Source organism: Moorena sp. SIO3B2, from assembly GCF_010692525.1.
GTDB classification, from domain to species: Bacteria; Cyanobacteriota; Cyanobacteriia; order Cyanobacteriales; family Coleofasciculaceae; genus Moorena; species Moorena producens.
Genome location: NZ_JAAHHE010000200.1, coordinates 1 through 608, shown reverse-complemented (window position 1 = coordinate 608; position 608 = coordinate 1). Strand labels below are relative to the sequence as shown.

Annotated in this window: 1 protein-coding gene; it reads right to left on the bottom strand. The window is 43.8% G+C overall.

Features of this window, described 5'->3' with window-relative positions; all coding sequences use genetic code 11:
• Nucleotides 1–322 precede the first annotated feature (322 nt).
• On the bottom strand, nucleotides 323–496 hold the full coding sequence (locus F6K38_RS27410; RefSeq protein WP_154659753.1) for a hypothetical protein: 174 nt from the start codon (nucleotides 494–496) through the stop codon (nucleotides 323–325).
• Nucleotides 497–608: the final 112 nt, after the last annotated feature.

Genomic DNA, 608 nt, shown 5'->3' with positions numbered 1-608 from the left:
TAGGATGGGATTTATTCGAATTTCAAAAAAAAATTGAGTTAATGGTAAGCATTCAGCTAATGGGCTACGCGCATTAGCTGTTCGCGCAGCGTGCGCGTAGCCCATTAGCTGACGGCTGAATGCTTACCTCAAAACTTCCAAGTTTTAGGGCTTAATAGTACTTTTGTTCTTACAAAACTGACCTGCTCCCTCTAAATGTGCTTGACAAAATTTCTAATTTGTGAATTATTGAATTTCTATTCTTTCCCAAGAAATCGTCAACAAGGATTACTATTGGGCATACTATGGTTTACCTTTTAGCTGTAACTTTTGATCCAAATTTCTAGGCGTTTACCCTGGCCGAGAATGGGTACGCTTCCCTTATCGCTTCGGTGTCACTCCTTAAGTCTGTTTTTCCATGTACCGGAACTGCCCGAGAATGCGTTCGCGTAGCGGCTCGTACCGAGCATCGCGTAGCGTGACCATTCGCGTAGCGTGGCCTAAAGGCCAAGGTCAATCGCTTCCCAACAGAATTCCGTAATCTTATATACTACTTTTTGAATCTAGGGAACCCAGAACCATGAAAAGCGATCACGATGGTCATCATCTCACCCTCGACTCATTCGAGA